Below are 22,702 nucleotides of genomic sequence, written 5' to 3'. Positions count from 1 at the left end.
CATCGGAAGATGAACGCTCGAACTAAGGTTGCCGACATTTTTATATATGACTAAATCATTGAATAGAGGGATGAGTTATGCATAATAGACAGAACTATTTGTATGTAGGAGTAGAGTTACATAAGGAGCATCATACGGCTGTTATTATTAATTGTTGGCAAGAGAAACTAGGAGAAATACAATTTGAGAATAAACCATCTGCATTTTCGAAGTTTTTATTAGAAGTAGAGACATATGTGAGTGCTGGGGTATCAGTTGTATTTGGTTTAGAAGATGTTGGTGGTTACGGAAGAGCGTTAGCGAAATATTTAGTAGATCATGAACAAGTAGTGAAAGAAGTAAATCCAGCTTTATCATTTTTAGAGCGAAAAAGCCATGTGACGACACAAAAAAGTGATAGTTGGGATGCGGAATGTGTAGCACGCATATTGGTAAACAAATTTAATCAATTGCCAGATGCAAAGCCAAAAGATTTATTTTGGTCGATACAACAATTGGTTTCAAGAAGGAATGCATTAGTAAAAGCACAAAGTGCATTAAAGAACCAATTACATATTCAATTAAACCACCATTATCCAAGTTATAAAAAGTTTTTCTCAGAGTTAGATGGAAAAACAGCATTAGCGTTTTGGCAGCAATATCCGTCACCCTCTTGTTTAGAGGGGGCAAATATAAAGCAATTAACAGCTTTTTTATTAGATGTTAGCAACAATACATGTTCAGTAAAGAAAGCAAGCGAAATATTAAAACTTGTAAAAGAAGATGGACATACAATGAAGGAATATCAAGAAACACGAGACTTTTTAGTAAGAAGTATTGTACGGGATATTGAGTTTAAAAAGACAGAAATTAAATACATCGAAAGAGAATTAAAACAGCTAGTAAAACTACTAGCTTATCAATTAGAAACGATGCCGGGAATAGAACTTGTGACGGCATCAGCATTAATTGCAGAAATTGGGGATGTAAGGCGATTTCCAAATGCCAACAAATTAGCACGATTTGCGGGGATTGCGCCTGTTTACTTTGGTTCTGGTGGGAAAGGTAAGACACACAAAAGCAAACAAGGAAACAAGGCGCTACACGCTTTATTTTATAATTTAGCAGTACAGCAAGTGCAAGTAGCAAAAGGCAGTAAGAAGCCACGGAATCCAGTGTTTCATGCATACTACCAAAAGAAATTAAAAGAAGGAAAAACAAAAGGACAAGCATTGGTATGTATTATGAGAAGGCTTGTAAACATTGTATATGGCATGATGAAATATAAAATAGCTTATGAGTTGCCGGTAGTGGAAGAAAAAGAAGTAGTTTAATAAGGTTTACATGGTTTGTTTTTTTGTTGTGAGGGTTTAAGATTACAACATAGGGTACGGGTGAAGTCAAGCATTTAGATGATATACCTAGGATAAAAGAAATTGAAGTGAAATTTAACTACAAAACAAAATTCGATTCAGAAGAATTTGCAAGACAGTTAAAGGATCAAGAAAAAGGTATGAATGAATTAACCGTACATGAATACCGGGAAAATCGAAATCGATTTATTGATAAAGGTAGGGCAATAGAAGGAAATGCATACCAGCAGGCAGCAAGAGAAAGAGCATTAAGAGATAAAATTGATGAGTTATTTGAACAAGGATTAACACTTAAAGAAGCAAAGACGCAAGCGAATGAATGGATGAAAACTCAAGCAGCACTTCATAATCCAGATCAGGTTGCGGGTGGAAGACCTGAAATAATAGGAGGGATGGGAGATAAGAGGGTTAATTTCTCTATAGGTAGTCAATGGCGGACTAGAATCAAAATTGTTGATAAACAAATCGAGGAAATAGCAAAAAACATGACATCAGAACAACTAAAAAATACTTATTTGAATGTCAAGTTAACACATTAAAGGAGGAAAAAAATTGCATAAATTAAAAATAATGAAGGAATTTAAACTGGAACAAAAAGTCCCTGAAAGTATAATTGAAAAATATTCTAATACACTTCCTGAATCATTAACTGATATTTGGAAAGAGTATGGATTTGGAACGACCTTGAATGGATTTCTTAGGTTAATTAATCCTGAAGATTATTTTGAAATTGTCAAAGAAACATATATTAGACACCAAAATACAATACCATTATTTACAACAAGTATGGGGGATATCCTTTTGCTTGAGAAATATGGTGATAAATCATATATTATTCAATTAAATTATCGTAAAGGGAAATCAAAAGTCATTGCTTCTAAATTTGAGCTATTTTTAAGGTTTCTTGAGGAAGAAGAATATTTAGAAGAAGACATGGAATGGAATCCTTATTCAGTAGCTATCCAAAATTACGGAATACCAACTTATAATGAGTGTTTTGGTTATGTTCCTCTTCTTGGATTAGGAGGGGCAGAAAAAGTAGAGAATCTGCAAAAAGTTAAATTGATTGAGCATATTTATTTAATTACTCAGTTTATGGGACCGATTGAATAAATAGAAAGAATAAATCATTGTAGACCAAGAGATTACTTAAAGGTAGTCTCTTTTATTTTAGATAATACCTATTGTAACACTATGGAGAAGAATTGGCAGAATCTATGATTCTTTTATTAGATTATATGATTTTGAGTACGATGGAGATATAGATGAAGTGAAATTTAATTTTAATTTATAAAGGATCAGTTGTATATGAGGAGTGGGATGAATAGTTTATAATAAATAATTTAAGAGGTTAAGCATATATGTAGATGAGTAAAAAATAAAGTATATTTGCAGTGAAAAGAAAAAGAATAGGCTGTTAGAAAGTACGTACTTCATGATGGTTGTACCATTATGGAGTACTGTGTGCAATGAGAGAATATAAAACGAAGTACGAGCTTAGGTGAGATGACATTTTACTAGGCGATGAATATAAACACATGGATTGTATATGAAACTAATGAACTCGTATAAATTCGTAAGTTTTAAAGTAGTAGTTTTTATGACATACAAAAGGTATCACATTTTTTACTGCAAAACTTACAAATTCATGCTACTTAAAAACATATGAACTTAAAGCACTTGATTGTCTATGAGAGGCAACAAGTGCTTTTTGCATTTTAAGATAGAAGAGAGGATAGTATAATAAATAATAAGTACATATGTTGTTTCAGCAAATAGTATAAGAAAATAGATTAGAAGGAGCAGCTGAATTCATCGGAATTAATGATGCAATTCGAGCGGTTACTGGTAAAGACCCTATCACAGGCGAAGAATCATCAACAAAAGAAAGACTCATCGCCGCAGGGTGGACCCTTTTAAACTTTATTCCCGTCAGGAAAGTTGCGAGCCTTGCTGGAAAAGGAATAAAGTATGTCGCTTCTAGCTTCGGAAAGACAATTGTAAAAACAGGAAAAGGGCTAGGCGAAGGAATATCAATGGTGGCTGGAAAAGCTGGAAAAGCAGCTGTCGATGGTATAAAAACAGCCAGCCACAAAGTAAAAGAAGGCGTAAACTTTGTAGCCTCCACAGCAAAAGGATTTGCCGACAAAATCGGCAATCTATGGAACAAAGGTGCCACAACCGTAAAAACAACTTTCTTGCAGGGGAATGAAAAGATCCAGCACGCAGTAAAAAAATTACTGGAATACAAATGGATCCCAGGCGAGGGAAAAGGCTTCGCCATAGCTGGAGTAGGAAAGGTCTCAGGAGGAGGACAGTATTCTCTGAAAGAGGCTTATCAGTATATGGAGAGTAAGGTTGTTAAGGGTACGGTTGGAGCTAATAACTTTAAATTTGGAGATAATGCTAAAAATCATTTGAAAAATGTTGAGAATATAAGCACTAAGAAAGGAGTTAGTGGTGGGCATAACATGGATGAATTTTACAATGCTTTGAAAAATCAGGGTGTTGATGTAGAAGACTTAATTATATCTAAAAAATCACATTCTTCAATTGAAGGGATTTATGAGATAGAATACAAAATACCTAGAAAAGATATGGCTGGAAATATTGCAGAACCTGTTTCGTATAAAAATATTAAGGAGCCTAAAACAATATACGATCCAGCAATGATTAGTGATGATAAGATATATCAGTGGGGAAAAGAAGCAATGCAAAAGGGAACAATAAATGGTAGGCTTGTTGAAGGTACTGCTTCAAATGGATTGAAGTTCAGAGGTTATTTAAATGATACTGGAGAGATAACTAACTTTTTCCCAATTCTAGACTGATATTATAAGATACAATGTTTATAGGAGGATAAAATGAATAGTAATTTTGAATTTATTGAAGATAAAGAGAAAAACGATGAATTAATGTCAATATATTTTAACTTTATAAACGGTAAGTACTTGGAAAGAGCTTTGAGTTTTTTTGTGAAAAAAGAGGGGTTTGGACAAGAAATAGTATTTGTTCATTTTCAGTCGGATTTAGATGAATTTGATATGTCACAGCTACCTATACCTTTAGATGATAAGCATGTGTTGGTTGAATTAGATTCTCCAGCTGTTGAGTCTGAACAACAAGTGTATTTGGACTTTGAAACTTTTTATAATTATTTGGAAGAACATGTGAAAAAAGAAGTGGAAAAAAATCCAGAAAGAAATGGATTAATGGATTTATTAGTGCAAGTTAAGCGTAGCTTAAATTTGTAATATCTTATAGCCATTTTACTAGATTCGAAGGGCAGAAAAAGAACTTTTTGAAGAACGCGTTTTTATTAGGATTTTATTATATTTCAATAAGGGAGATTGTCTGATATTGAATAAGTAAAGAGGAAGTTATAGATGAAGAAGACTTAACAAAAGAGACCTCATATTTGAGGTCTCTTTTGTTAAGTGTATTGAAAAAATCCCTAATTAAAAATTAGCGTGAGATCACAACTAAAAGGGTACGGGGAAAGTTGGAAAAGGGAATTCTGATCTACTTGATAATACCGGTAGGTTTAAAAATGCTGAGTTGCCAACGAAGTATGATGTATATTGTGAAAGGAAATACAACAATGGTGAAGCGCCTAAAGAGCCACTGGAGTGGAAAGAAGCAAGTGAAAAGTGGGCATCACTTAAAGAGCAGAGGCAAGAATTTTCTGATGAAAGTTTTAATCTATTTTCACAGCAGTATGAAAATGCTCAACGAGAAATAACCATTGTTACGCATGAAGGGACCAAGGTGAGAGTTGACGCAATTGCATCTGATGAATATGGGAATGTTATTATACAAGAATATAAAAGTTCCGCTACTGCTCCATATACTACTAATCAAGAAAAGGGATTCCCTGAATTGAAGAATTCTGGTGGGGCAGTCGTAGGTGAAGGAAAGGGAGATTTTTCAGGGGGATACGAAGTGCCTAGTGGAACACGACTGCAAATTGTTCGTCCTGAGGGGACAACTTATTTTGATGAATAAATGAGGTGAGAGACAAGTGTCGATATTAGACAAAAATAAGATAGATGGAATTGGCAAGAGTATGGGTGAAAATAAGTTAGCATTAATGATTGCAGATCATTTAGACTGGGAAAATGAACTTCAGCACTTAGCATTGTTACAAGATAAAATTAATGCCTATGTATCTTTTATTGAAAGTGGGCAAATCTATAGTGTATATCCGGATGCTAAGTTAGTAGATGGCTTTATATTTGATTTAAGATTTAAATATAAACCGACTGAAAATTGTAATAAATTATTAGAGGTTTTTAGGAAGAATACTCAAGATTTGAGGATTGAGTTTAAAACATATGAATCTTAGGTAGTTTGAATTGGAGATGTAAAATGAAAGCGAATAAAGTATTTGAGCGCGTATGTAATCTAATATCTGAAAAGTATTTAGATAATGGTTGGAAATATTCTAAGTCGGGTCATTGGATGAGTAAAAAAGATAAAAATTTCATTTATAAGGTATTCTTTTATACAAGTTGGAATAATATATCTGATAAAAATGTAGTATTTTATGGTGAATGCGCAATTCTTCCTTTAAAATCTAAAGATAAAATATTTCATATTAATACACGTCAGTGCAATGTACCAAGCAATCAGTTATATTGGAACATAGCAAATGAGGAAGAGTGGGAGCGGACAGTTAACGAATTCACCAATTGGTTAAATAGTGTATTTATGCCAATTGTAGAAAGGTGCACGAATGATTTGAACAACTTTGTAAAAGAGGTTGTTGAAAGGGGTTTTTATCCTCAAAAGGGTTATATGGTAGATATTAATTTTATATTAAAGCACGGGTCACGTGAATTGGCAGAGGAAGCTATCAAAAGATACTATGACAGTTTGGAAGAGTCAATAAAAAAAGAATTTAAAGATAACTATGAAAGTATGGTGTATGGTAATGAAGCAGTTAGTGCATATGGTAATAACATGATGAGAAATTACACCAATTTTAGAACTATCATAGATAATAAAATACGTGTTACTTTATAGTACATCAAATGGTTTGACTTAGTAAGCGATAATTGGTAATCCAATTATCGCTTTTGGTTTTAAATAAGGGTACGGGTAATAATTCTTCGAGTAAGGATGTTTATGGACCTTATTATGATGAGGCAAAAAAATTACACGAAACTAACCCTGATTGGTATCCTAATCCTGATGAATCTACCCTAGTAAAGGGTAAAGGGTAAAGAACTAAAGGAAACAAGAGCAGACTATCAAGCGTTGGTTAGAAGAGGGGAACTTGAAAAAGGTCACCATGTACAAGGTTTATCTTTTGGGGAAGAGAATGTAAGTTCAAATATAAAGAATACAGGAGAATCGACTATTCGTCGAGAGCAAATTGATGATTTGAATTTGAATTTTTATCATGAAATGGGTTATGGTAAAGAAAATGCTAAGGTACTAAAAATACATGAGAATGAAAAGGGGATTATTGTATTTGGTAATAATCCACAACATACTGAGGTTACTGTTTTTCAAAATAAAGTTCTGAAATGGCAACGAGAAAATGGAAAGAGATAATTTAATGAAAGTAGGTGCATTTATGGGAGAAACGAGAAATCTTATGAATAGTATATGGTTTGGAGAAAAAACAATTTTAGCTAAATCGGAAATAAAAGAAAAAATTTTAAAATCTTTAACAGAAACGGAAGTTTTATTTAACTTAATAGAATTATTTAAAACGGGGGATTTTACTCAAAAACCACTATTAGTTCAATTAATGAATCAGACTAAAGATGAAGCAGTTCTGAATTTATGTATTAGAGTATTTTTATCTGTCGCAACACATGAAGACTTAAGGGATTCAAATAATCTCCGTTTTCTTAGTGAGGTAACTGAAGAAACAGTAGACACTTTTGCATCAGCAGCCACAACCTCACTTTCTCTTGAGGTAATTCCATATTTATTGGCTTTACTTGAAGAGTGGGAGGAATTCAGTGATACACCTACTATTATAAGAGATTCAATTGATTCCTTTATTAATTTTGAAGATCAAATTGGTGAAGATGCAACTATAGATGAAATTGGAAATTTTTATTTTAAGTATTGTCAGGAGAAGGATACAAATAGTTATTATTTTCAACAGAATTTAGCTTTTCCTGAAGACTTAGCTAAAAAATTGATTCAGCGGGTTATGATTGCTGCTGATAATGAGGAGCAATTAAAAATGGAATTAATACCATCTTTATTATCAATTTGGACTGGTGAAAGAGTACCTGCGGATTACAACACTATTATTAGTGCAAGTAATTATAAAGATTTTATTGACTATATAAACGAACTTTCAAGTGAAAACTGGGAAAAGGGACAAAAATATTTTTATGGATATAAGCTTTAACTATAATAACCTATGAAAAACAAAGTATATGTGAAGTGGATAGGAAAAAATAATAGGGTGTTTGAAAATACATACTCTATGATGGTTGTACCATCATAGAGTATTATGTGCAATGATAGAATAGAAAACGAAGTACGAGCTTAGGTGAGATGATATTTTACTGGGCAATGAATATAAACACACGGTATGTATACTAAACTAACAAAATCGTACAAACTCGTAAGTTTTTACATAGTAGTTGTCACGGCATATAAAAGGTGCCATACTGTTTACTGCAAAACTTACAAATACATGTTACTTAAAAACATTTGAACTTAAAGCACTTGATTGTCAACTAAAGGAAACAAGTGCTTTTTTGCGTTTTAGGATAGAAATAGGTAGACACATTATAATTTTATAAGTGCACGAAGTATTAAATTTTTATAGATTGTAGTGGCGTTGTACAGTGTATAACGAGAGTGGAAGAAAAAATAAAGGGTTGTATTATTTTTTGAAGTCATCGTAAAGTACGTTTTAACGGAAGGACAAGTACGTGATGGACTACAAGCGCTATTGTCCGATATGGCGAAAGTATTAATACAACGAGAACTAAAGAAATATGAAGTAGATGTGAAGGCGATTGAACAATCTATAGTATTTACACATGATCCAAATGACTTTTTGGTGAATGGCATGTTAGAGCTATTAGACCAATATTAACGTCTTGAGAAATCTTTTTCGACAAAAAAATAATATATCCCTTGACAGTTACAAATATAACCGATATACTTCATATTAATTTCAAAAGAAAATATATTCTAAATATTAAAATGTGTTGAATAGGAGTAGTAAGGTCATGTATTTGTACAGAGAGCTATGGGTTGGTGCGACATAGTCAAATGACATCCTGAACTCGCCTAGGAGCAGTAAGGTGGAACGGAATCACATTCTTAGTAAATCTTAACGGTTAACCTTCGATATTAGGTTTGTAATCAAACGATTACTACTAAGGTGGATTCATAATGGAATCAATAAGGGTGGTACCGCGTTAAGTAAATGGCTTAGCGTCTCTTTAAATAGAGATGCTAGGCCATTTTTTTATTATATGGAAGAAGAAATGGAGGGTTTATTTGGATAGGTCTATAAAATTTATTTATTTATATAAAAAGATTTAATTAGGAGGAAAATGAGATGAAACAGACGGAGCAATGGACTTCGAAATTAGGTTTTATAATGGCAGCAGCCGGATCAGCAATTGGACTTGGTGCGATATGGAAGTTTCCTTATATCGCTGGGAAGAGTGGGGGAGGAGCGTTCTTTTTAATCTTTATATTATTTACTGTTTTAATTGGACTACCGCTACTTATAGCTGAATTTATGATTGGACGCAGTACGCAGAAACAAGCAGTTGGAGCATTTAAAAGCATCGCACCAAATACAGGATGGCACTGGATCGGACGCCTTGGCGTTGGAACGTGTTTTATACTACTTTCGTTTTATAGTGTTGTAGGTGGATGGGTATTAATTTATTTATTCAGAGGAATAACTGGACAACTGATTACTCCAGGACAAAATTACGGTGCGTTATTTACTGAAACAATTGGGAATCCCACTTGGGCTATTATGGGACATTTCGCTTTTATGTTCATTACGATATGGGTTGTATCAAAGGGTGTACAAAACGGAATTGAAAAAGCAAGTAAATATATGTTGCCAGCATTGTTCGTTTTATTTGTCGCTCTTATTATTCGTTCGTTAACACTTGATGATGCAATGAAAGGTGTGAAGTTTTTCTTACAACCAGATTTCTCAAAGATTACTTCGGAAAGTATTTTGTTCGCAATGGGGCAATCATTCTTTGCAATTAGTATCGGGATTTCAATTATGGTTACGTATAGTTCCTATTTAAATAAAAAAGAAAGTTTACCAAAATCAGCAATAACAATTGTTGGATTGAATTTATTTGTTTCTTTATTTGCGGGTCTTGCCATTTTTCCGGCCGTATTTTCATTAGGAATGGAGCCGACAGAAGGACCTGGATTACTATTTATCGTATTACCATCTGTATTTAGTCAAATCCCATTCGGTGGATTTTTCTTAACAGTATTCCTTGCACTATTTACATTTGCGACATTAACATCGGCATTTTCTCTACTAGAAACTGTTGTTTCAGCATTAGCAAATGGTGAACAAGAAAGAAGAACGAAACTATCATGGATCATTGGTTTCTGTATTTTCTTAGTAGGTATACCATCTGCGTTATCATTTGGAGTATGGAGTGATATTACGATTTTTGGAAAGAATATTTTTGATGCGGTAGACTTTTTATCTAGTAATATATTAATGCCACTTGGAGCACTATTTATTAGTATTTTCGTTTCATTCAAAATGGAGAAGAAGGTACTAGAAGCAGAGTTTTTTGTAGGTGGTAATTATGGAAAGAAAGTATTTACTTGTTGGGCATTTTTACTTCGATTTGTAGCACCACTTGCAATAATTATCGTCTTCTTAAATGTAATAGGGATTATTTAACATTAAATGTTATAATATTCAGTAAAAAAGGGGAGGTGATGATCATAAAGGCAAATTTGATAGAAGCAGGGAGATACATGAATATTAGAGGGAAAAAGCTATACGTTGAAACGCATGGAAATCCTAAAGATAAACCAGTCTTATATTTGCATGGTGGACCAGGAGAGAGTTGTTATGATTTTTCATTTCATCAAGCGGAACGTTTAAAAGATTCTCTATATGTAATTATGATAGATCAAAGAGGTGTTTGTCGTTCAGAAAAAATTACTGAGGACGAAGCTTTTGGATTAAATGATTTGATTGAAGACTGTGAGGAATTAAAAAAAGTATTACAAATTGAGAAGTGGTCTATAATTGGACATTCTTTCGGTGGATATGTAGCATTGCTTTATGCGTCGATATATCCAAGTTCAATAGAGAAAATAATATTTGAAGGACCAACTTTTGATTTTGCATTAACAAGTAGAGCTTTGTTGCAAAAGACAGGGCATTTATTAAAAAAATATGGAAAAGAAGAAGTAGCAGAAGAGTCTCTTGCTTATTCATCTAGCAATGCTAGTTCAAAAGAGTTGTTAGAAGCTTATATAAGACTAAGCAATGAATTAGAAGAAAAAAGAATGGAGATTTACAATAATAAGGAAGATAGGACAGATGAGAGTTTATACAGTGATGAAGAGTGGGAAATATTTTCAAATCGTTCTCAAATTCATTTTAATAGATTAAAATTAGAGGGTGCATGTCATAAATCATTATTATATAAAATAAAAGAAGTACAGAATCCAATGTTATTAATTGTAGGAAAACATGATGTAGTAACGTGTGAAAAACAAATTGAAACATTTAATAAAGATGCTCAAAACGGTAAGTGTATCGTATTTGAAGAGAGTGGTCATTCACCTCACTATGAGGAAGCAGATAGATTCGCAGAAACAATTATTCATTTTTTGAAATGAAGAAAAGGGTGCTTCTATAAATGAGGGGCACCCTTTTTATATTTCTGGATAAGCGATTGTTATGTTAGGCCATTTAATTTGCCAATTCTTTTTTATAACTCTATTTTTGTACATATGTATACGTTCTTTTGTTTCAAGAAAATGAGCTGTTGGTTTCACTTGTAGTGAAAGTACATCTTCGATTCCGCATGGAGATGCTAATATAATATTGTTTTGGTCATCTAATGTAACTCCTAATGCCGTTGCTGTTTCAGGAAATTTAGAAATAGCATCAACAGAAGAAGAATATGGCGGCATGTTATTCATTACATGCATACGAGCTTGATTTTTTATTGACCAAGGGATAGTGGCATCCATATTCATTAGTTTCGTTTCTAATAACTTTTCATATGTTTCGTCTTTATGTAGACAATCGTAATAAATAACATCTACATCAGGCGTATCTGTTCTTATTTCGTAGTCGTGTAAAGTATCCCAAATTTTAGAACGAACAAAGCCGGCACAAACCCACCAATCAGGTAGCTCTAGTGATTTTGCCATTTGTAATACAGTCATCATCCATTCGTCGTTTTCTATTAAGCGAATGATATCTTGTTCTGTTTGTATAGTCATTTGTTATCTCACCTGCTTTTTTTAGAGTGTGGATTTAATTCATAAGCTTTATAATCCATGTGATCCAGTAAGCACCTGGTATGAATAACAGTTGAGCTAGTAATGTACCAAAAAGTCTAGAAATCATTAGCCAAGCATACATTTTACTCATTGCTTCAGCACCTTCTTCTGATTGAAGAGCTCGCTCTGTTAAAAGAGCAATACGTGGATCTAGTAGCACTGTTAATAAAATAGTAGCAAAACCATTAATAAGACCAGAAGCTGTAGTGGCTTTTGTTGCGAAAGCTGGAATTAAAAAAGAAGCATATAGTGCGGAAAGAACCCCCGCTGTATAAATTGCAGTAGCGAACATGTTAATAAGCATTATACGCTTTGGAATACCGCCGATACGCAGTCTATGAATCATTTCTAACTTTGGAAAGCGGACATATTTTTTTGTGTACTTTAATTTTTGAATGTTATTCGTTTTCATCATTCGAATGAAAGAACCGTCTGTTTCAAAGTTTTGAATGACATATCCAAATAGTTTTGTCAAAGTTGGATACAGTATAATCGCAAGCAATGTACCGATAGAAGCAGATAATAGTACAAGACGTATAATATGCTCTAAATCAATAGAAGGATCTAGTTTTGCTTCGTCCACAATCCCGCCAAGTAAAAAGGCTTGTAGTAAGTTTGACGTTCTTGAAATGAGTAATACGATTCCTACGACGGATAATGCGACAGCAATCTTCTTTAAACGAACCCCCGCTAATCGAATACTATAAGAGCTTGTTTCAACTGCGTGGATTACAATTGTGAAAGCCATTATAAAAATTAACGTAATTGACATTTGTTTCACCAGTTTCTATTAAAATAATTGTAACTTTTTTACTTTATCATATCTATCGTATTTTGTAACTGAAAGTATGTGACATATGGAAATTGATTTTTCGAAAAAATAGATAATGATAGTATAATAGGGAGAAGTGGAAGAGATGTTAGCAATTATTTATACAGCAAATTAAGTGGAGGAATGAAACATGTATAAAACATTTCTATTTGATTTAGATGGAACTTTAACGGATCCGAAAGAAGGGATTGTAAATTCGGTTTTGTATGCGTTAAAAAAAGTAGGAATTGAAGAAGTACATATAAGTGAGTTAGATTCATTTATAGGTCCTCCTATTCAGCAATCATTCGTAGAGAGATATAATATGAGTGAAGGAGAGGTTGAACGTGCAGTTTTTTACTTCCGTGAGTATTTAAAGCAGCGTGGATTGTTTGAAAATAATGTATACGAGGGGATTCTGAAGCTGTTGCAACAATTAAAAAGTTCAGGAAATCGCATATTCGTAGCTACTTCAAAGCCCACTGTATTTGCGAAACAAGTTATAGAGCATTTTCAATTAACGAATTATTTCGAAGATATCATTGGAAGTAATTTAGATGGTACGAGAATAAAAAAAGAAGAAATAATTGCTCATATTTTACAAACAAATGAAGAACTAAATAAAGAAGAAATGATAATGATTGGTGATAGAAAGCACGATATAATAGGTGCGAATCAGAATGGAATTGCTTCAATTGGTGTTTTATATGGCTATGGCTGTGAGAAAGAACTGACTGAAGTTAGTGCGACTTACATAGTGAAAGATGTTGAAGAACTGTATCATTTTTGTGTAGAAAAAAGTTTAATAAATTAGTAAATATAGATACTAGCAATCCCTTTATAACGTATGATGAGGAATTCGTTTCTGTTTAAAGGGATTTTTCATATGTAATCGAATATTTATAATTAGACATTTTTAGCATGAAAAAATTGTATGAATAAGAGGAGGGATGTCAGAATTAAAAGATTAGTAGAAGTTTATCAATAAATTTTAGAATATTCTGTTTAATGGAGGGGTAAAATTGGAGTTAGTTATTATATTATTAGCACTAAGTTTACTTATGTTCGTAGCATACAGAGGCTTTTCTGTTATTTTATTCGCACCGATATTTGCATTATTTGCAGTATTTTTGACAGAACCTAGTTATGTATTACCTTTCTTTTCTAATATCTTTATGGAGAAAATGGTTGGTTTTATAAAGCTATATTTTCCTGTGTTTTTATTAGGAGCAATATTTGGAAAAGTAGTGGAAATGTCAGGAATTGCGGATTCTATTGCAAAAACGATTATTGAGTTAGTCGGTGAAAAACGTACTATATTAGCGATTGTATTAATGGGGGCTATTTTAACGTATAGTGGTGTTAGTGTGTATGTAGTAGTGTTTGCTGTTTATCCGTTCGCAGCTAAGTTGTTTCGACAAGCTAATATTCCAAAACGTTTAATCCCTGGAACGATTGTTCTTGGAGCAGTAACGTTTACAATGGATGCACTACCTGGATCACCACAAATTCAAAATGTAATACCTACAACATTTTTTAAAACGGATATTTATGCTGCACCGATACTTGGGATTGTAGGAGCAATTTTTGTTCTTACATTAGGTTTACTATATTTAGAGAGTAGACGTAAGAAGGCAAAAGCGGCAGGTGAAGGATATTTTGGTTTTAATGACGGAAATACTGAAATGGCAGCATCTTTGCAATTAGAACAAAAAAATATGCCATTAATTAATAACATTGAAATCACAAGAGCACAACAACTTATTGCATTTATACCACTTATTTTAGTAGGTGTAATGAATAAAGTGTTTACTATTATGATACCGAAGTGGTATCCAAGCGGTTTTGATTTTTCTGCAATTGGTATGAAAGCATTTGGAAAAGTAGAATTAAGTGCAGTAGTAGGAATTTGGTCTGTAGAATTGGCACTTATTATAGGGATCTTAACAACGTTATTATTATATTGGAAGCGAGTAGTAACAGGTTTCCAAGCTGGATTGAATACAAGTATTGGTGGAGCGCTACTTGCAACGATGAATACAGGAGCTGAGTTTGGATTCGGTGGTGTCATTGCAGCACTTCCAGGCTTCGCAATTATGAGAGATGGTATCTCTGCTACTTTCACAAATCCGTTAGTGAATGGTGCAGTAACGACGAATATTTTAGCTGGAATTACAGGCTCTGCATCAGGAGGTATGGGAATAGTATTAAGCGCAATGGGAGATAAATTTATTGCAGCGGCCAATCAATTTGATATTCCATTAGAAGTTATGCACCGTATCGTATCAATGGCATCAGGAGGAATGGATACACTACCGCATAACGGGGCTATTATTACTATTCTTACAGTAACAGGATTAACACATAAACAGTCCTATAAAGATATATTTGCTATCACAATTTTGAAAACGGTTGCTGTATTTTTAGTTATCGCGTTCTATACTTTAACAGGACTCTATTAAACATTCGAATCGTAAAGATTCATCAAATCGATAATTTATATCATAAAATATTAATTAGGATAAGAAGGGGTGGAGTACTTGCAAGAAGTTTCTGAGTTTCGTATGCCAAAGTCGGTATTATATGGAAGGAATTCGCTTGAAAAACTGGGGGAACAATCAAAAAAGTTAGGGAAAAGAGCTTTTATAGTTACTGATACAATTATGGAGAAATTAGGATATGTTGAAAAGTGTATACAACAACTAAATAAGAAAAGTATTACTGTTAGTACATATAATAAAGTAGATGCTGAGCCTACAAATATACACGTGTTAGAAGCGTTATCTCTTTGTAAAGAGGAAAAGTGTGATTTTATTATCGGTATTGGTGGTGGAAGTTGTATTGATGCTGCGAAAGCAGTAGCGGTTTTATATACAAATGGTGGAGAAGTTGAGGATTATGTCCAAAAGGATATTGAAATAGAAAACAATCCACTACCACTTATTGCAATTCCAACAACTTCTGGTACTGGATCGGAAGTTACAAGTGTAGCAGTAATAACGAATAAAAAAACAGATGTAAAAATGATGATGAAGCATCCTAGTTTTATACCGAAAGTAGCAATTATAGATCCAGTTTTGACAAGTTCATTACCAACACAAATTACGGCAGCAACAGGAATAGATGCATTATGTCATGCGATTGAAGCGTATATTTCTAAAGTTTCACAACCACTTACAGATGTACTTGCTCTTTCAGCTATTGAAAGTATTATGAAATATTTACGTATAGCATATGAAGATGGACGTAATATGGAGGCAAGAGAAGCGATGATGATTGCTTCCTTACAAGCTGGAATTGCATTTTCTAATGCATCAGTTACATTAGTTCATGGAATGTCAAGGCCAGTGGGAGCATTATTTCATGTACCGCATGGAATATCAAATGCCATACTATTACCTACAGTGTTAGAGTTTACAAAAACAAGTGCAATGAAAAGGTTAGCAAAAATTGGACGTAGTTTAAATAAGGATTTGTATTCGAATTCTGATGAGGAAGTAGCAGACTACACGCTTGGTGAAATAAAAAAACTTTGCTTTGATCTTCGTATTCCAAATTTAAAAGAATACGGAATCGATGAAATTGAATTTGAAAATGCTATTTCTAAAATGGCATCAGATGCAATTGAAAGTGGTAGCCCAGCTAATAACCCACGTGTTCCATCATATGATGAAATCAAAGAGCTGTATCGAGAGTGTTTTAATTATAAGTATAAAGAATTCATAAAAAAATCAGATTATTAATTTCAGAATATTCTATAAAAATTTCCTTGGAAATGAAAGTAGAATTATTCTTTATTATTTCCGTATTTTCCGTTAAAACAAGACTTTATATTCCAAACTTAAAGTCTTGTTTTATTATGTATAATATACATAATAAAACATTGTTATTAGTTTTATAAAAATAGTTTAGGTAGGTGTTTGTATGAAAACGATAGGTCTTATAGGTGGTATGAGTTGGGAATCAACTTCTGAATATTATCGAATTATTAATGAAGAAATAAAAGAGAGATTAGGAGGGCTACATTCAGCAAAATGTTTGATTAATAGTGTGGACTTTGAAGAGATTGAAAGATTCCAGTCTAGAGGAGATTGGAATGGAGCAGGTGAAGTTTTAGCGAATGCGGCGTATTCATTACAGAAGGGAGGAGCAGACTTTATAATCATTTGTACAAATACAATGCATAAGGTAGTTGGAAAAATAAAGGAGAAAATTGATATTCCAGTCTTACATATTGCCGATGCAACTGCAAAAGAAATTAAAAGAAAAGACATTCAAAAGGTTGGTCTGCTTGGAACTAAATATACAATGGAGCAAGATTTCTATAAGTCACGTATTGAAGAGCATGATATAAAAGTAATAGTACCATCAGAAAAAAATAGAAAAGAAATAAATAAAGTAATATATACAGAATTATGTTTAGGAAAAATAGTATCTCAATCTAGAGAATATTATAAAAGAGTCATCGAAGAGTTAGTGCAAAAAGGAGCACAGGGAATCATATTAGGTTGTACAGAAATAGGGTTATTAATAAAGCAAGAAAACGTATCTGTCCCGATATTTGATACGACTCATATACATGCAATTGAAGCAGTCAAGATAGCTCTAGATAAATAGATTATAATTATATTATGTAAACTTAATTCATATATCTGGAAAACATTCAGAAAATATTTTATAATGTAAGTGGTTACATTTAAGGGGGAATGCGTATGTTTTCAGTTCAACCAATCGCATTTGTACATAATGAAAGAAAGGAAATAAAAGATGATGAGTGGGGAGAAGTAAGATCCCGTATAACTTTAACTGAAATGTATGCAGAAGAAAGTATACAAGGGATTGAAGATTTTTCCCATATTGAAGTTGTTTTTTATTTTCATAAAGTAACTGACGAGCAAATTCAGTATTTTGCTAGACATCCTAGAAATAATAAAGATTATCCTGAAGTAGGTATTTTTGCACAGCGCGGAAAAAATCGCCCGAATCGCATAGGTGTAACAATTGTAAAGGTGATTAAAAGAGAAGGTAAATCAATTATTGTTGAGGGATTAGATGCTATTAATGGTACTCCTATATTGGATATAAAACCAATAATGAAAGAGTTTATGCCGAAAGAAGAAATACACCAGCCTAAATGGGCAACGGATATAATGAGACAGTATTGGAAGGGGAATGGAGTAAAATGAGAATATATGAGGCAACAATTGCAGATTTAGATGGACTAGCATCAGTTTTTAATAACTATCGCATGTTTTATAGGCAGGATTCTGATTTAGAAGGTGCAAAAGTATTTTTACGAAATCGAATTGAGAGAAAAGAGTCCGTTATTTTCGTAGCAGTTGAAGACGGCGAATATATTGGGTTCACACAACTATATCCATCATTTTCTTCCATTTCAATGAAAGAATTATGGATTTTAAATGATTTATTTGTACAAGCGGCGAAGCGTGGAGCCGGAACAGGTAAAAAATTATTAGAAGCTGCTAAAGAATACGCATTAGAGAATGGAGCAAAAGGTGTAAAATTGCAAACAGAGATTGATAATTTATCAGCACAACGATTATATGCTGAAAATGGTTATTTGAGAGATAATCGTTATTTCCATTACGAATTAACGTTTTAAAAAATTAAGTTGAAAGAGACATTTTCAAGAAAAAGAATTTCTTTGTAATGAGAAATTCTTTTTTATTTTTGCCTAAATTAAACATGACGAAAACGATATTTATTTATTGTTAAACGATAAACAATATGATAAAATTATGTTATCATTAAAAAAATGAGGTATTGTAAATGAATCTTAAACGAAGTTCAACAACGTTCTTAAAAGTAATTATTTTTCTTGTTGGAATTGCAGTACTTGCTTTATGCATATTTTTAGTGCCGGAAATGGCGAATTTCGCAGCAAATTTGTATCCTAATATTGCTCCGATGAAATATCTTGTTTTCATTGTGATGTATGGAGCAGCTGTGCCTTTTTACGTTGCTCTTTATCAGGCTTTCAATCTTTTACAGTACATTGATGAGAACACAGCGTTCTCGGAATTATCTGTAAAGGCGTTAAAGAATATAAAGCGCTGTGCAATTACAATCAGTGGTTTGTATGTATTAAGTTTGCCACTTTTTCATTTTATAGCGAAAAAAATGGACCCTCCTATTGGGTTAGTGGGACTTATTATCGTTTTTGCTTCGCTCGTTATCGCTGTTTTTGCTGCTATTCTTCAACGCCTTCTACAAGAAGCAATTAACATAAAATCAGAAAATGATTTGACGGTCTGAGGTGGCGGATATGACAATTATTATTAATATTGACGTCATGTTAGCAAAACGAAAGATGAGTGTAACGGAACTTTCGGAGAAGGTTGGAATTACGATGGCGAATCTTTCTATTTTGAAAAATGGGAAAGCAAAAGCGGTTCGTTTTTCAACATTAGAAGCGATATGTAAAGCTTTGGAGTGTCAGCCAGGGGATATTTTGGAGTATAAAAACGATGAGAATACTCAATAAAAAAAGATAACAAATGTAAATAATAGAAGTCAATAAAGAAGGGATAGCCACTAAGCTATTCCTTCTTTACGTTAATTGCTGTTACTAATAAAAAATAAAATTTGAATTGCAATGTTTGCTTATCAAAAGGGAACTTGCTACCTTTTGAGGTAATCCGTTTTGTGGAAGACAATTATTTGCCAAAAAGGCTATTTTAACTATGTTTTAAATTATTTTGAGTGCATCAAAATCTTCATTTGTATTATAGTTGATTTAAAACCCAGTTTGTTGCATCTTCAAAGTTATCTGCAATGTAGTTTGGTTCAATATGTGCCCATTTGTCTCGGTACGTATGCAAAGCATCATACCCAGCGCCTGTTCGGACTAGAATCGTAGTTGCATTTACTTTTGCTCCTGCAACAATATCAGTCCAGCGATCACCAACTACAGCACATTGTGTTAAATCAAGCCCATGTTTTTTTGCTGCTTTAAGCAGCATGCCTGTACTTGGTTTACGGCATTCACAACCATCACCGTGTTTATGAGGACATACATAAATATCATCAAAACCGAAGCCTTCTAATTCTTGTACAAAATCGGCTACAGTTGCTATTCCATCTGCGATACCAGGTTGATTTGTGAAAGAGAAAATTTTTATATTTTTAGCTTTTAGTTTTTGCAAGGATGTTTTTGTGAATGGAAATAATGTAAAAGATCCTGGATAATGTATTGTAGTGTCACCACCAATTGTACCGTCACGATCAATGAAAATTGCTTTAATGTTTGTCATAGTTATAGTCCCTTCAATTATAAGTAGTTTAAAAATGTTTTACAAATCGGTAGCCATTTACTGCATATCCTAATTTTTTGTAAAAAGGATGAGCTTCTACTCTTTTTGTTCCACTAACTAGCCATGTGCCAATGCAATTATGTTTCTTTGCTAATTGCTCTGCATAATCCATCAATACTTGTCCAATGCCTTTCCGTCGTATGTTAGAATCGACGCTAATAATTGAAATCTCTCCATAACGTGTTACATCTTCTAAATTTTCACGTATACGAAATCCAAGTAATCCAAATATAGCTTCTTCTTCCTCGTAAACATATAAAAAATCAAACGGACTCATTTGTACGAATTGTAATCGATTGTTCATATCTTCATAGGAAATAGAGGAACCTTTTAATTCTTTCGTTAAAGAACAAAGTGCGTCTATATCATCTATCGTTGCTTCACGAATTTGAAAAGACATATTATCCACCCCAATAAAATGTAATCAAACATTTAATATTCTGTTAAAAAATGTTTTTTCCTGCTATGAAAATAAATATTTTATAATGATATATAGATAGTTATATGTTATTCTTTTCCTTGATTGTATTGGAAATGGAAAGAGGGGAAATGCATGTTAGAAGTAAATATCCGCTCAGCCGGATATGAAATAGGCGAAAAAACAATTCATGATATAGCTTTTTCTATCGAAAAAGGTGAACTAGTTGCTCTTATTGGAGCAAATGGTGCTGGGAAGAGTACGACGATAAAAACGATGCTCGGATTACTTGTAAATATGGACGGTGAAATATCATTCGGTGAAAAGAAAAATCCGTATGCATACGTGCCAGAACATCCAACATACTATGATTACTTGACGCTCTGGGAACATATTGAATTATTAATGGCTGCTCGTGGAAGTGAAATGGGAAGCTGGGAAGAACGAGCGGAACAATTATTACATACTTTTCGAATGGATAAGCATAAACATGAGTATTTATCAAAGTTTTCAAAAGGTATGAAACAAAAATCGATGCTAATATTGGCGTTTTTAACTGAGCCAGATTTTTATATCATTGATGAACCCTTTATCGGTTTAGATCCAGTAGCTACGAAAGAGTTTTTAAGTTATTTATATAAAGAAAAAGAGCGCGGAGCAGGAATTTTACTTTGTACGCACGTATTGGATACTGCTGAAAAAATTTGTGAAAGATTTTTACTCATTTCACAAGGTACATTAGTCGCAGATGGACATTTAGAATCTATTCAAATGTTAGCGGAAATGCCGGGTAGCTCATTACTAGACTGCTTTGATGTAATCGTAAGGCGTGAACAACATGATTAAACAACAATTTTATAAAAGATTACGCCATGAGCTTCAGCGGAAGTGGAAGTCTATACGTTCGGTAACAGATTGGACAGTCGCATTATATATTATTATACCAGCACTTATATTTATGGGAATCTATTATAGGTCACTATGGATAAATGAATTATCAACGGAAGAGACGATTTATTTCGGATTAGGATTACTCGCATTTTATCTAGTAACATATCCGAGAGGAGTTCGTTCATTTTTTGAGCAAGCGGATAGTTTATTTTTAATTTCGTATGCAACACATATGCAAAAATTAGTCCAGTATGGCATGATGTACACATTTGTTCGAATAGCGATAACGAATATAATATTAGTCGTTATTATGTTACCGGTGTTGATGAAAAGTATCGGAGTAACAGAGATACAAGTCCTATTATTTTGGGTATTCTTTACTATATTTCGATTTATGATGTCGTTGTTAACGAGATTTATTCATGTACATGCGGAGAAACGATGGGTTTTATGGATTGTAAAAAATGTAGTATTTTCTATGAGTGTGTCCTTTTTTGGAATTAGTTTATTTTTTATTTATAAAAATCCATTTTATTCAATTCTATTTATCGGTTTAGTAATTTTCTTAAGTAGTGTATTAGTAAAAGCGAAAATGAATTATAAAAAGTTCTTTTTTAAAGAAATTGAGAAAGAAAAGGAGGAAAGCATGCGCTGGACGAGCGGAATTATGCAAGTTGGTGGTCATGCGGCTAAACCGAGTAGTTCGAATAAAAAACCGTGGATGTTTCCGTACTCTAAAAGACTTTTAGGAAAAAAAGCTGATTCTCGTATTGTCGAATCTTTTTTGAAAGAATTTTTCCGTACAAGTACTGCACGAATATTTTATATTCAAATTGTATGTATCAGTACTGCAAGTATAATTATGACTCCTAGGTGGATTGCAGCTATTGTTCTCGTATTTGCTGTAGTTGCAATTTCTCGCTATGCACGTGATTATTGGAATGAATTTACGAATAAGATGTTTCTTCATTTATATTGTGATGAAGGGAACTTACTTTTGTTAAGATGGAAGGCAAATCGTTATTTACTACTACCAGCAATACTTTTGTATGGAATAGTTATACTTGCCCAGTTTTATTTATTGCCAGCTGTGATTGGTGGCATTATTTTTATTTTATTAATTGTATGGATTGTATTTTTACCATTAAAAAAGAGCCATTGACGGCTCTTTTTCTAGTCTGTAACACATTGATAAATAAAATATACTAAAACGAGTATGCTTACGGCGGAATACATGACATCTAAAGTCATCTGATCGCCTCCTTATTATTGTTGTATTTTTATTGTATGAAACCTTACAATTTCATATTCAAGTGAAAAATATGTGAACGTTAACAAAATTGTAAAGTGCAAAAATTACAATCATTTTGTATAATAGAAGAAA

The 22,702-nt window shown here is 32.9% G+C and carries 27 protein-coding genes, 1 pseudogene and 1 other annotated feature; of the genes and pseudogenes, 24 read left to right on the top strand and 4 right to left on the bottom strand.

All coding sequences use genetic code 11. From position 1 onward, the window contains the following. Positions 1-77 precede the first annotated feature (77 nt). The 14 genes and pseudogenes from ACO6VI_RS14085 to ACO6VI_RS14020 all read left to right on the top strand — a co-directional run bounded on the left by ACO6VI_RS14085 (position 78) and on the right by ACO6VI_RS14020 (position 11,192). A complete protein-coding gene (locus ACO6VI_RS14085) occupies positions 78-1,313 on the top strand; it encodes an IS110 family transposase (RefSeq protein ID WP_422423514.1) in 1,236 nt (411 codons plus the stop codon). 107 nt (positions 1,314-1,420) lie between these two features. After that, the gene (locus tag ACO6VI_RS14080) at positions 1,421-1,891 is read left to right on the top strand and encodes a polymorphic toxin type 15 domain-containing protein (protein ID WP_000671527.1); all 471 of its coding nucleotides are present in this window, start codon (positions 1,421-1,423) and stop codon (positions 1,889-1,891) included. A 31-nt stretch (positions 1,892-1,922) separates the two neighbouring features. After that, a complete protein-coding gene (locus tag ACO6VI_RS14075) occupies positions 1,923-2,465 on the top strand; it encodes a T6SS immunity protein Tdi1 domain-containing protein (RefSeq protein WP_029948785.1) in 543 nt (180 codons plus the stop codon). A 701-nt stretch (positions 2,466-3,166) separates the two neighbouring features. Beyond that, a pseudogene (locus ACO6VI_RS14070) lies at positions 3,167-3,262 on the top strand (pre-toxin TG domain-containing protein); the annotation flags it as partial. A 330-nt stretch (positions 3,263-3,592) separates the two neighbouring features. Beyond that, on the top strand, positions 3,593-4,183 hold the full coding sequence (locus tag ACO6VI_RS14065; protein ID WP_043924782.1) for a CdiA family toxin C-terminal domain-containing protein: 591 nt from the start codon (positions 3,593-3,595) through the stop codon (positions 4,181-4,183). Between the two features lie 33 nt (positions 4,184-4,216). Beyond that, a complete protein-coding gene (locus ACO6VI_RS14060) occupies positions 4,217-4,606 on the top strand; it encodes a hypothetical protein (RefSeq protein WP_001087573.1) in 390 nt (129 codons plus the stop codon). A 304-nt stretch (positions 4,607-4,910) separates the two neighbouring features. Then, positions 4,911-5,357, top strand: coding sequence for a hypothetical protein (locus ACO6VI_RS14055; protein WP_023521818.1), 447 nt, complete (start codon positions 4,911-4,913; stop codon positions 5,355-5,357). 16 nt (positions 5,358-5,373) lie between these two features. Next, complete coding sequence (locus ACO6VI_RS14050; protein WP_000025254.1) at positions 5,374-5,697, top strand: DUF6572 domain-containing protein; 324 nt, start codon at positions 5,374-5,376, stop codon at positions 5,695-5,697. Positions 5,698-5,720: 23 nt separating this feature from the next. Continuing rightward, entirely contained in the window at positions 5,721-6,377 is a 657-nt protein-coding gene (locus ACO6VI_RS14045; protein WP_023521819.1) for a hypothetical protein, read from the top strand. Between the two features lie 234 nt (positions 6,378-6,611). Next, positions 6,612-6,911 carry a hypothetical protein gene (locus ACO6VI_RS14040; protein WP_043924650.1) on the top strand — a complete coding sequence of 100 codons (300 nt, stop codon included), beginning with the start codon at positions 6,612-6,614 and terminating at the stop codon, positions 6,909-6,911. A 4-nt stretch (positions 6,912-6,915) separates the two neighbouring features. Further along, positions 6,916-7,728: an Imm47 family immunity protein gene (gene imm47, locus ACO6VI_RS14035; RefSeq protein ID WP_043924651.1), complete on the top strand. Its 813-nt coding sequence runs from the start codon at positions 6,916-6,918 to the stop codon at positions 7,726-7,728. 561 nt (positions 7,729-8,289) lie between these two features. Next, positions 8,290-8,427, top strand: coding sequence for a hypothetical protein (locus ACO6VI_RS14030; RefSeq protein WP_001151344.1), 138 nt, complete (start codon positions 8,290-8,292; stop codon positions 8,425-8,427). Between the two features lie 106 nt (positions 8,428-8,533). Then, positions 8,534-8,782 (top strand) — a binding site (T-box leader). 116 nt (positions 8,783-8,898) lie between these two features. Further along, positions 8,899-10,239 carry a sodium-dependent transporter gene (locus ACO6VI_RS14025; protein WP_023521821.1) on the top strand — a complete coding sequence of 447 codons (1,341 nt, stop codon included), beginning with the start codon at positions 8,899-8,901 and terminating at the stop codon, positions 10,237-10,239. Between the two features lie 38 nt (positions 10,240-10,277). Next, positions 10,278-11,192 carry an alpha/beta fold hydrolase gene (locus ACO6VI_RS14020; protein ID WP_094194508.1) on the top strand — a complete coding sequence of 305 codons (915 nt, stop codon included), beginning with the start codon at positions 10,278-10,280 and terminating at the stop codon, positions 11,190-11,192. Positions 11,193-11,228: 36 nt separating this feature from the next. On the opposite strand, the gene ACO6VI_RS14015 is transcribed toward ACO6VI_RS14020, so the two are convergent. Both ACO6VI_RS14015 and ACO6VI_RS14010 read right to left on the bottom strand, forming a co-directional pair. Further along, the gene (locus tag ACO6VI_RS14015; protein WP_065483400.1) at positions 11,229-11,804 is read right to left on the bottom strand and encodes a nucleotidyltransferase family protein; all 576 of its coding nucleotides are present in this window, start codon (positions 11,802-11,804) and stop codon (positions 11,229-11,231) included. Between the two features lie 34 nt (positions 11,805-11,838). Continuing rightward, positions 11,839-12,636 carry a lipid II flippase Amj family protein gene (locus ACO6VI_RS14010; RefSeq protein WP_000028911.1) on the bottom strand — a complete coding sequence of 266 codons (798 nt, stop codon included), beginning with the start codon at positions 12,634-12,636 and terminating at the stop codon, positions 11,839-11,841. Between the two features lie 190 nt (positions 12,637-12,826). On the opposite strand from ACO6VI_RS14010, the gene ACO6VI_RS14005 reads away from it, so the two are divergent. The 8 genes from ACO6VI_RS14005 to ACO6VI_RS13970 all read left to right on the top strand — a co-directional run bounded on the left by ACO6VI_RS14005 (position 12,827) and on the right by ACO6VI_RS13970 (position 19,180). Next, the gene (locus tag ACO6VI_RS14005; protein ID WP_088020926.1) at positions 12,827-13,489 is read left to right on the top strand and encodes an HAD family hydrolase; all 663 of its coding nucleotides are present in this window, start codon (positions 12,827-12,829) and stop codon (positions 13,487-13,489) included. A gap of 208 nt (positions 13,490-13,697) precedes the next feature. Next, complete coding sequence (locus ACO6VI_RS14000; protein WP_000424326.1) at positions 13,698-15,137, top strand: GntP family permease; 1,440 nt, start codon at positions 13,698-13,700, stop codon at positions 15,135-15,137. Between the two features lie 78 nt (positions 15,138-15,215). After that, positions 15,216-16,418 carry an iron-containing alcohol dehydrogenase gene (locus tag ACO6VI_RS13995; RefSeq protein ID WP_001158667.1) on the top strand — a complete coding sequence of 401 codons (1,203 nt, stop codon included), beginning with the start codon at positions 15,216-15,218 and terminating at the stop codon, positions 16,416-16,418. 181 nt (positions 16,419-16,599) lie between these two features. Beyond that, positions 16,600-17,292: an aspartate/glutamate racemase family protein gene (locus tag ACO6VI_RS13990; RefSeq protein WP_000848576.1), complete on the top strand. Its 693-nt coding sequence runs from the start codon at positions 16,600-16,602 to the stop codon at positions 17,290-17,292. 95 nt (positions 17,293-17,387) lie between these two features. Beyond that, on the top strand, positions 17,388-17,861 hold the full coding sequence (locus tag ACO6VI_RS13985; protein WP_000493252.1) for an SAM-dependent methyltransferase: 474 nt from the start codon (positions 17,388-17,390) through the stop codon (positions 17,859-17,861). Beyond that, entirely contained in the window at positions 17,858-18,298 is a 441-nt protein-coding gene (locus ACO6VI_RS13980) for a GNAT family N-acetyltransferase (RefSeq protein WP_023521824.1), read from the top strand. The genes ACO6VI_RS13985 and ACO6VI_RS13980 overlap by 4 nt, the downstream gene beginning before the upstream one ends. A 167-nt stretch (positions 18,299-18,465) precedes the next feature. Beyond that, complete coding sequence (locus tag ACO6VI_RS13975) at positions 18,466-18,951, top strand: DUF2975 domain-containing protein (protein ID WP_023521825.1); 486 nt, start codon at positions 18,466-18,468, stop codon at positions 18,949-18,951. A 10-nt stretch (positions 18,952-18,961) separates the two neighbouring features. After that, a complete protein-coding gene (locus ACO6VI_RS13970; protein ID WP_000152534.1) occupies positions 18,962-19,180 on the top strand; it encodes a helix-turn-helix domain-containing protein in 219 nt (72 codons plus the stop codon). Between the two features lie 241 nt (positions 19,181-19,421). Here the strand turns inward: ACO6VI_RS13970 and ACO6VI_RS13965 are convergent, their stop codons facing one another. Both ACO6VI_RS13965 and ACO6VI_RS13960 read right to left on the bottom strand, forming a co-directional pair. Continuing rightward, positions 19,422-19,949: an HAD-IIIA family hydrolase gene (locus ACO6VI_RS13965; protein WP_000181782.1), complete on the bottom strand. Its 528-nt coding sequence runs from the start codon at positions 19,947-19,949 to the stop codon at positions 19,422-19,424. Between the two features lie 28 nt (positions 19,950-19,977). Continuing rightward, entirely contained in the window at positions 19,978-20,409 is a 432-nt protein-coding gene (locus ACO6VI_RS13960) for a GNAT family N-acetyltransferase (RefSeq protein ID WP_000009775.1), read from the bottom strand. Positions 20,410-20,562: 153 nt separating this feature from the next. Between ACO6VI_RS13960 and ACO6VI_RS13955 the strand changes: the two genes are divergently transcribed. Next, the gene (locus ACO6VI_RS13955) at positions 20,563-21,273 is read left to right on the top strand and encodes an ABC transporter ATP-binding protein (RefSeq protein WP_000895234.1); all 711 of its coding nucleotides are present in this window, start codon (positions 20,563-20,565) and stop codon (positions 21,271-21,273) included. Beyond that, positions 21,266-22,480, top strand: a complete 1,215-nt coding sequence (locus tag ACO6VI_RS13950) for an ABC transporter permease (RefSeq protein ID WP_000595455.1) — start codon at positions 21,266-21,268, stop codon at positions 22,478-22,480. The genes ACO6VI_RS13955 and ACO6VI_RS13950 overlap by 8 nt, the downstream gene beginning before the upstream one ends. Positions 22,481-22,702: the final 222 nt, after the last annotated feature.

This window comes from Bacillus sp. PSXD-155, from assembly GCF_049310765.1.
Taxonomy (GTDB): domain Bacteria; phylum Bacillota; class Bacilli; order Bacillales; family Bacillaceae_G; genus Bacillus_A; species Bacillus_A cereus.
This window is presented reverse-complemented; position numbering and strand designations above follow the sequence as displayed.

Bases quoted from the DNA above. Each gene is read 5' to 3' on its own strand.
- ACO6VI_RS14085 (WP_422423514.1), top strand. From the start codon at position 78: ATGCATAATAGACAGAACTATTTGTATGTAGGAGTAGAGTTACATAAG.
- ACO6VI_RS14075 (WP_029948785.1), top strand. From the start codon at position 1,923: ATGAAGGAATTTAAACTGGAACAAAAAGTCCCTGAAAGTATAATTGAA.
- ACO6VI_RS14060 (WP_001087573.1), top strand. From the start codon at position 4,217: ATGAATAGTAATTTTGAATTTATTGAAGATAAAGAGAAAAACGATGAA.
- ACO6VI_RS14045 (WP_023521819.1), top strand. From the start codon at position 5,721: ATGAAAGCGAATAAAGTATTTGAGCGCGTATGTAATCTAATATCTGAA.
- imm47 (WP_043924651.1), top strand. From the start codon at position 6,916: ATGAAAGTAGGTGCATTTATGGGAGAAACGAGAAATCTTATGAATAGT.
- ACO6VI_RS14030 (WP_001151344.1), top strand. From the start codon at position 8,290: ATGGCGAAAGTATTAATACAACGAGAACTAAAGAAATATGAAGTAGAT.
- ACO6VI_RS14025 (WP_023521821.1), top strand. From the start codon at position 8,899: ATGAAACAGACGGAGCAATGGACTTCGAAATTAGGTTTTATAATGGCA.
- ACO6VI_RS14020 (WP_094194508.1), top strand. From the start codon at position 10,278: ATGATCATAAAGGCAAATTTGATAGAAGCAGGGAGATACATGAATATT.
- ACO6VI_RS14015 (WP_065483400.1), bottom strand. From the start codon at position 11,804: ATGACTATACAAACAGAACAAGATATCATTCGCTTAATAGAAAACGAC.
- ACO6VI_RS14010 (WP_000028911.1), bottom strand. From the start codon at position 12,636: ATGTCAATTACGTTAATTTTTATAATGGCTTTCACAATTGTAATCCAC.
- ACO6VI_RS14005 (WP_088020926.1), top strand. From the start codon at position 12,827: ATGTATAAAACATTTCTATTTGATTTAGATGGAACTTTAACGGATCCG.
- ACO6VI_RS13990 (WP_000848576.1), top strand. From the start codon at position 16,600: ATGAAAACGATAGGTCTTATAGGTGGTATGAGTTGGGAATCAACTTCT.
- ACO6VI_RS13985 (WP_000493252.1), top strand. From the start codon at position 17,388: ATGTTTTCAGTTCAACCAATCGCATTTGTACATAATGAAAGAAAGGAA.
- ACO6VI_RS13980 (WP_023521824.1), top strand. From the start codon at position 17,858: ATGAGAATATATGAGGCAACAATTGCAGATTTAGATGGACTAGCATCA.
- ACO6VI_RS13975 (WP_023521825.1), top strand. From the start codon at position 18,466: ATGAATCTTAAACGAAGTTCAACAACGTTCTTAAAAGTAATTATTTTT.
- ACO6VI_RS13970 (WP_000152534.1), top strand. From the start codon at position 18,962: ATGACAATTATTATTAATATTGACGTCATGTTAGCAAAACGAAAGATG.
- ACO6VI_RS13965 (WP_000181782.1), bottom strand. From the start codon at position 19,949: ATGACAAACATTAAAGCAATTTTCATTGATCGTGACGGTACAATTGGT.
- ACO6VI_RS13960 (WP_000009775.1), bottom strand. From the start codon at position 20,409: ATGTCTTTTCAAATTCGTGAAGCAACGATAGATGATATAGACGCACTT.
- ACO6VI_RS13955 (WP_000895234.1), top strand. From the start codon at position 20,563: ATGTTAGAAGTAAATATCCGCTCAGCCGGATATGAAATAGGCGAAAAA.
- ACO6VI_RS13950 (WP_000595455.1), top strand. From the start codon at position 21,266: ATGATTAAACAACAATTTTATAAAAGATTACGCCATGAGCTTCAGCGG.